The 6,519-nt window shown below is 43.8% G+C and carries 10 protein-coding genes; 6 read left to right on the forward strand and 4 right to left on the reverse strand.

Features of this window, described 5'->3' with window-relative positions:
- Positions 1–259: 259 nt before the first annotated feature.
- Genes WC615_RS04970 through WC615_RS04980 form a run of 3 tightly spaced genes read left to right on the forward strand, consistent with a single transcriptional unit; the run spans position 260 to position 2,796 of the window.
- Positions 260–1,567, forward strand: coding sequence for a 4Fe-4S dicluster domain-containing protein (locus WC615_RS04970; RefSeq protein WP_372977029.1), 1,308 nt, complete (start codon positions 260–262; stop codon positions 1,565–1,567).
- A 12-nt stretch (positions 1,568–1,579) separates the two neighbouring features.
- Entirely contained in the window at positions 1,580–2,008 is a 429-nt protein-coding gene (locus WC615_RS04975; protein WP_372977030.1) for a DUF2750 domain-containing protein, read from the forward strand.
- Positions 2,008–2,796 carry a (Fe-S)-binding protein gene (locus WC615_RS04980; protein ID WP_372977031.1) on the forward strand — a complete coding sequence of 263 codons (789 nt, stop codon included), beginning with the start codon at positions 2,008–2,010 and terminating at the stop codon, positions 2,794–2,796. The genes WC615_RS04975 and WC615_RS04980 overlap by 1 nt, the downstream gene beginning before the upstream one ends.
- On the opposite strand, the gene WC615_RS04985 is transcribed toward WC615_RS04980, so the two are convergent.
- Positions 2,791–3,276: a hypothetical protein gene (locus WC615_RS04985; protein WP_372977032.1), complete on the reverse strand. Its 486-nt coding sequence runs from the start codon at positions 3,274–3,276 to the stop codon at positions 2,791–2,793. The genes WC615_RS04980 and WC615_RS04985 overlap by 6 nt on opposite strands.
- A 46-nt stretch (positions 3,277–3,322) precedes the next feature.
- On the opposite strand from WC615_RS04985, the gene WC615_RS04990 reads away from it, so the two are divergent.
- From WC615_RS04990 to WC615_RS05000, 3 genes are read left to right on the forward strand one after another with little or no spacing between them, the layout of a single operon-like run.
- The gene (locus tag WC615_RS04990; RefSeq protein WP_372977033.1) at positions 3,323–3,808 is read left to right on the forward strand and encodes an ABC transporter ATPase; all 486 of its coding nucleotides are present in this window, start codon (positions 3,323–3,325) and stop codon (positions 3,806–3,808) included.
- Positions 3,809–3,810: 2 nt separating this feature from the next.
- Entirely contained in the window at positions 3,811–4,098 is a 288-nt protein-coding gene (locus tag WC615_RS04995) for a YciI family protein (protein WP_372977034.1), read from the forward strand.
- Between the two features lie 20 nt (positions 4,099–4,118).
- A complete protein-coding gene (locus WC615_RS05000) occupies positions 4,119–4,730 on the forward strand; it encodes a DUF1801 domain-containing protein (RefSeq protein WP_372977035.1) in 612 nt (203 codons plus the stop codon).
- A gap of 188 nt (positions 4,731–4,918) precedes the next feature.
- Here WC615_RS05000 and WC615_RS05005 read toward each other — a convergent pair whose 3' ends face one another.
- The 3 genes from WC615_RS05005 to rplI form a co-directional block, all read right to left on the reverse strand.
- Complete coding sequence (locus WC615_RS05005) at positions 4,919–5,329, reverse strand: DUF1801 domain-containing protein (RefSeq protein WP_372977036.1); 411 nt, start codon at positions 5,327–5,329, stop codon at positions 4,919–4,921.
- 65 nt (positions 5,330–5,394) lie between these two features.
- Positions 5,395–6,138 (reverse strand): monofunctional biosynthetic peptidoglycan transglycosylase, encoded by a 744-nt coding sequence (gene mtgA, locus WC615_RS05010; RefSeq protein WP_372977037.1) that lies wholly within the window; start codon positions 6,136–6,138, stop codon positions 5,395–5,397.
- Between the two features lie 101 nt (positions 6,139–6,239).
- The coding region (gene rplI, locus WC615_RS05015; protein ID WP_372977038.1) for a 50S ribosomal protein L9 at positions 6,240–6,519 on the reverse strand (280 nt) is incomplete at its 5' end.

The following is a 6,519-nucleotide window of genomic DNA, read 5'->3' on the forward strand; positions in this document are numbered from 1 at the left end:
TTTAAGGTCTGCAAATGTAGCGTTTTTTTTATTTCTGGAAACATTTTTTTCAACTTTAGTTAAGCAGGCGGCATATTACTACGTTCTTTGGTTGAATTTCAAGGAATTACATTGCTAAATTATTTTTAGTTTTTTTCTGCAGGGCTTTCAACAACCGTTATTTAAACAAATTCTAAGTTCAAAACATTTCCGTAATATCTACCTTTACTTTAAATCAAATTCCTAATTTAGCTTTAAATTACTATGCACGCATAATATAATGGTCGCACAAATCGTATTTATCATCATTTTACTTGGCGCTGTTTACCTGTTTGGTAAAAACGTTGCCAGGGTACGCCGCAACATACTTTTAGGCCGCGATACTGACAGGAGCGACCGCCCGGCCGAGCGCTGGGCAATAATGGCCAGGGTTGCTTTAGGCCAAACCAAAATGGTAAAACGCCCAACCGCAGCAGTAATGCACTTTTTTATCTACGTAGGTTTTGTGATCATTAACCTGGAGGTGCTGGAGATCATGATAGATGGCATCTTCGGTTCGCACCGTATCTTCTCAAAACCACTGGGCAGCTTGTATGGCTTACTGATAGGCGGATTTGAGGTGTTGGCGCTGCTGGTGCTGGTATCATGCGTGGTATTCCTGGCAAGGCGTAATATCCTTAAATTGAAACGCTTTAACGGTACAGAAATGACCGCCTGGCCAAAATCTGACGCGAACTACATCCTCACCATAGAGATATTACTGATGACGGCTTTCCTAACCATGAACGCCGCCGACTATAAATTACAGCTTTTACATTTTGGCCATTATGCTACAGCGGGTAGTTTCCCCATCAGTGGGTTTATAGCACCACTGTTGCCATCTGGGCCGGGCGCCTTAGCCGGTATTGAACGCGGCTGCTGGTGGTTCCATATTATCGGCATACTGGCATTCTTAAACTATCTGCCGTATTCCAAACATTTCCACATACTGCTGGCGTTCCCCAATGTGTATTACTCCAACCTAAAACCCAAAGGCGAGTTTACAGATATGGCATCGGTTACCAACGAGGTAAAGGCTATGCTCGATCCTTCCTTCGTGCCCGAACCTGCCGAAGTAAGCCGTTTTGGGGTAAAGGACGTAACCGACCTTACCTGGAAGAACCTGATGGAGGCTTATACCTGTACCGAATGCGGCAGGTGTACTTCTGTTTGTCCGGCAAATATTACGGGCAAACTCTTATCGCCCCGCAAAATTATGATGGATACGCGCGACAGGCTGGTTGAAGTTGGTAACAATATAGATAAACACGGAAAGGATTACACCGACGATAAAACTTTACTGGATAACTACATCACCCGCGAGGAGTTGTGGGCCTGTACCACCTGTAATGCCTGCACAGAGGCCTGCCCGGTGAATATTAACCCGCTTGAGATTATTACCGAGATGCGCCGTTACGTTGTGATGGAAGAATCACAGGCGCCGGCAAGCCTTAACAATATGTTTGGCAATATGGAAAATAACGGCGCCCCGTGGAAATACAGCCAGGCCGACAGGTTTAACTGGGCAGCAAATGATAAAGTTGATTAATAGCACGAACGAATGGCAGAAGAGATAGAAGTTAAATACAACCAGTTTATAGAAAAAGTAGCCGCCGCAAAATTAGTGTGGGGTTTAAAAAGCAAAACCGGCTGGGCCAATGCCGAGTCGGCCCAAAACGATGAAGCTGCCGTTGTGCCGTTTTGGTCGGAGAGGGGGCTCGCCAAAACCAGTGCCCGCGACGACTGGAAAAGCTTTGTTCCAACAGAAATTCCCCTTGCCATTTTTTTAGAGGATTGGTGTATGGGTATGGACGAGAACGATACCCTTGCCGGTATCAACTGGGATGCAAATATGCATGGCATTGAGAGCGATGCACTGGGTGTAGCCCTTGATATTTTAAACAGGCTGAACGAGATTAATTCGGCCATTACGTTTACCAACTACAGCAGCATTAACGAGTTTATAACCGAGATAAGCGAAGAAGAATAATGGAGCAAAAGATACCAACCATGGCCGAAATGGCTGCCGAAGGCAAAGAACCTGAGATTTTATTTTGGGTTGGCTGTGCCGGTAGTTTTGACGAGCGCGCGCAAAAAATAACCCGCGATATTTGCAAGATATTACATCATGTAGGCATCAGTTACGCCGTTTTAGGTACCGAAGAAAGCTGCACCGGCGACCCGGCTAAACGCGCCGGTAACGAGTTTTTGTTCCAGATGCAGGCCATGGTGAATATTGAGGTGCTGAACGGTTATAACATCAAAAAAATAGTGACCGGCTGTCCGCATTGCTTCAATACCATCCGTAATGAATATCCCGGCCTTGGCGGTACTTACGAAGTGATCCATCATACACAACTGATACAAGGATTAATTGATGAAGGTAAGCTAAAAGCAGAAGGTGGTGAAAGCTTTAAAGGCCGAAAGATAACCTTCCACGACCCCTGTTACCTGGGCCGGGGCAATAACGTTTACGAAGCCCCGCGTGCGGCTTTAGAGATATTGGATACCGAACTGGTAGAAATGAAACGCTGCAAAAGCAACGGCCTTTGTTGTGGTGCAGGCGGTGCCCAAATGTTTAAGGAGCCCGAAAAAGGCAATAAAGACATTAACGACGAACGTATGCTTGATGTGATTGAAACCGGCGCCAGTGTAATTGCATCGGGCTGCCCGTTCTGCATGACCATGCTTACCGATGGCGTAAAGCACATGGAAAAAGAACAGGAAATAAAAGTGCTGGATATTGCCGAAATAACGGTCAGGGCAAACGGTTTATAACCCCTTTGCTTTTAAAAAGGTTAACGCCCGCCGCAAGCTATCTACCCGCGGCTGCGTCATTTTCTTTACCGGGATATCCCAGCTTGTGGCCATCGAATCTATATCGCCTTTTGGGTCTTCATAAGTTTGGTAGATGATATCGTCTGTTTGGGTTTTTATCTCCAGGGTGTCTGTAGCTGCCGTGCCGGGGATATAATTCAGGTCGGTAAAACGCTTTACGTTAAACGAATAATACTCCTGTTTACCCTGTTGATAAGTTTTACGAAGACGGATAAAATGATCAGGCGTGAGCATTATTTCATACTTTTTCAGCTTGGGCTCAACAGTAGGGTCGTAGCTCTCGTTCAGAAAGCGGTTGCCCCATGTTATCCATTGCTGCTCGTCGTTTAGCACCGTAAATCCCCCTAAAAATACCCCGGAAAGCAATATTGCCGCAATAAGCACCAGTTTTTTAGATCCGGGCAGAAGTGATGTTTGCATGACAACTTATAATAAACACAAGGTAATAATTTGATAAATTTGCGATATGGAATTTTCTTCACATTCAAGGGTTTGGGTATACCAATCAGATCGTAAATTAACCGATGCCGAAACGCTGCAAGCGCAGGTTTTGCTGGATAACTTTACTACCGGGTGGACAGCCCATAACAACCAGTTGCTGGCCAAAGCCGAAATAAGGTACAACCGGTTCCTGATTTTGTTTGTAGACGAAAGCCAGGCCGGCGCAAGTGGCTGCTCTATAGATAAATCGGTGAACTTTATGAAGCAGTTGGAGCAGCACTTTGGCATTAACCTGTTTGACAGGTTTAACCTTGCCTACCGCGATGGGGAAGAGATACTATCTGTACCCCGCCACCAGTTTGAAGATTTGCTAAAAGCCGGTAAGATAAACACCGAAACAATTGTGTTTAACAACCTTGCCCAAAACATAACCGAACTGCAAACAAAATGGGAGGTGCCATTTAAAGATAGCTGGCATATCCAACTATTTCGTGATCTGGTTGTTGCTTAAGCATGTTCATTATCAGCCTTAACTATATTGTTCCGCTGGAAGAGCTAGATAAGCACATGGAAGCCCATGTAAAGTATCTGAAGAAGTATTATGCCGCGGATGTATTTATCATGAGTGGCCGTAAAGTGCCGCGTACAGGCGGCATTATTATTGCCCAGGCCGATTCAAAAGAGATATTGGAGAAGATCATCACCGAGGATCCCTTTCATCAGCACAGGCTCGCTGAGTTTGAAATAACGGAGTTCCTGGCCTCGCAATCGCATCCTGATTTAAAAGATTTATTGAAATAATTTTTTCATTAAATTGCATAATGGAAAAATTTGATGCACGGGTAGACGCGTATATCGAAAAATCGGCAGATTTTGCAAAGCCCATTTTAAACCACCTGCGCGAGCTGGTACATAAAGCATCGCCCGAGATAACGGAAACCATGAAATGGAGCGCTCCGTTTTTTGAGTATGATGGTGTATTGTGCTTTATGATGGCTTTTAAGCAGCATTGCGGTTTCGGTTTCTGGAAGGCCGGTTCTTTGCCCGATCCACACGGGCTGATAAAGGATGAAGGCAATGCCGGTAGTATTGGCAAATTAACCAGCCTGGCAGATCTGCCAGGCGATGATATACTTATCTGGTATATTCGGCAGGCTATGGAGTTAAAGAGGGTGCCGTCTGTAAAAAAAACTGTGAAAAAGGTAGTAGCCCCGCGGGCAATTATATCAACAGATACTCCTGATTACCTCAGTCAGTTGCTTGATAAAAACCGGGTGGCAAAAGAATATTTTGAAAAATTCAGTACCTCGCAAAAAAAGGAATACATAACCTGGTTTGAAGACGCCAAAACAGAAGCTACCCGTAACAAGCGTTTAGCTGAAGGCTTGGCCTGGATCAGCGAAGGCAAAACACGGCATTGGAAGTATAAATAAGAAATGTGTTTTTGACGGTTTTGTTCATGTTCACACATGTGAACACCTTGAATATTTTTAAGTATTTTATTATCAGTAATTTAATATTTATGGGTCTGACAAAACGTTGTCACCATTATTTAGAAAATATATGGTAACGATGTTTAGCTGATAGATACTTTATTAAGTTTACCATCATAAGTTCTAACCTATTTATACATCAAGCTTAACCATTGCTTAATAACATACTGTAAAGCATCAGCTTTTGCTTTTACATCAGCCATGTCTTTAAAAATGGCCAGGCGCCTGCCGTCTTTGTAATCGCCTTCTAACAGCCCCGAGGTGTCATTTATCTTTGCACCGCTGGGGAATACCAGCATAATACGTTTTTTATACAGGTTCATTACAATTATGTCCCGCTTATATTCCTTTGGGTCAAATGGGGCCATTTCACCGGTGTAATAAAAACTGGGGTTGTTCCACTTTATCTGTTCGGCAATCTCGCTGCTAGTACCTAAAATAATCTGCCTGAGCATTTCTATCACATCGCGTATAGAAGGATCGATTTTTTGGATATGTTCGGTTACTTGTTGCTGAGGCGTGAGGGTGTTTTTAGGCATAAGATTCTTTATAATTCAGATCTTCCGGTATAAGCAGAATTTGTTGCTTAATATCGCTCAAATCTTTAAAACTCCAGCGGCCCCAGCCTGCGCATGTTTTTCATGATGAGGTATTGCCTGTGCCTTAAATAGCGGGTAGGGTTGGTAGCGCTCCATCGTAAGGGGTTCGGGAATATCACCGCTATGGCTGCCGATTGCCTTTTGGTAAGCTGCGATGCCGGTTTATGAAAGTAAGCTTGTGATGCAGCCTCTATGCCGTAAATGCCATCGCCCATTTCTATTACGTTGAGGTAAACCTCCATAATGCGTTTCTTACCCCAAAAGGCTTCTATCAGAATGGTGAACCAGGCCTCGAAACCCTTGCGCACAATAGACCGGCCCGGGTACAGGAAAACGTTTTTGGCTGTTTGCTGTGTAATGGTACTGCCGCCGATTAATTTTTTGCTTTTAGCGTTTTTTTGAATGGCGCGTTCAATCGCTTTAAAATCAAAACCGTGGTTCTCTAAAAAACTTTGGTCTTCGGCGGCTACAGCGGCGCGTTTCATAGGGTCGGCAATCTGGTCAAAATCAACCCATTTTTTGTCAATTTTCCAGTCTTTACCATCTGCCTTGCGTTCAAAGCCGCGCTGTATCATCAGCCAGGTAAAGGGCGGGTTTACAAATTTGAATAACAGAACGCCAAACAAACTTGCGGCAACAAATACAATGGCAATTAGCTTAACCACGCGTAAAAGCAACCTTACAATGCCGGTATTAAAAAATCCTTTGGTTTTGCTGCTGCTTTTGCGGCTTTGCGTTTTTTTTGCCATGTAATTTTTGATGCCCTAATGTCCGTATAATCTTTATTAAACGCAAAAAGGTGTTTAGCCTAAACTAAACACCTTTTTTAAATTTATGAGTTCCGGATTAATTACTCAGCAACAACTGAGAAAGGAACCTGAACTTTAACTTCTTTATGCAGGTTCACAATTGCGGTGTAATCACCAACAAATTTCGGCTCCTGGTCAAAAGTAATGCGGCGACGGTCAACTTCAAAACCTTCTTTCTTTAATGCATCAGCTACCTGGATGGTATTGATAGCACCGAAAATTTTGCCGCTTTCGCCAGCTTTAGCGCCGATAGTAAGTTTAACACCTTCTAAACGTGCAGCTATTGCGTCAGCATCTTTGCGTATTTTTTCTTGTTTAAAC

It is taken from the genome of Mucilaginibacter sp. (genome assembly GCF_041663085.1).
GTDB lineage: Bacteria > Bacteroidota > Bacteroidia > Sphingobacteriales > Sphingobacteriaceae > Mucilaginibacter.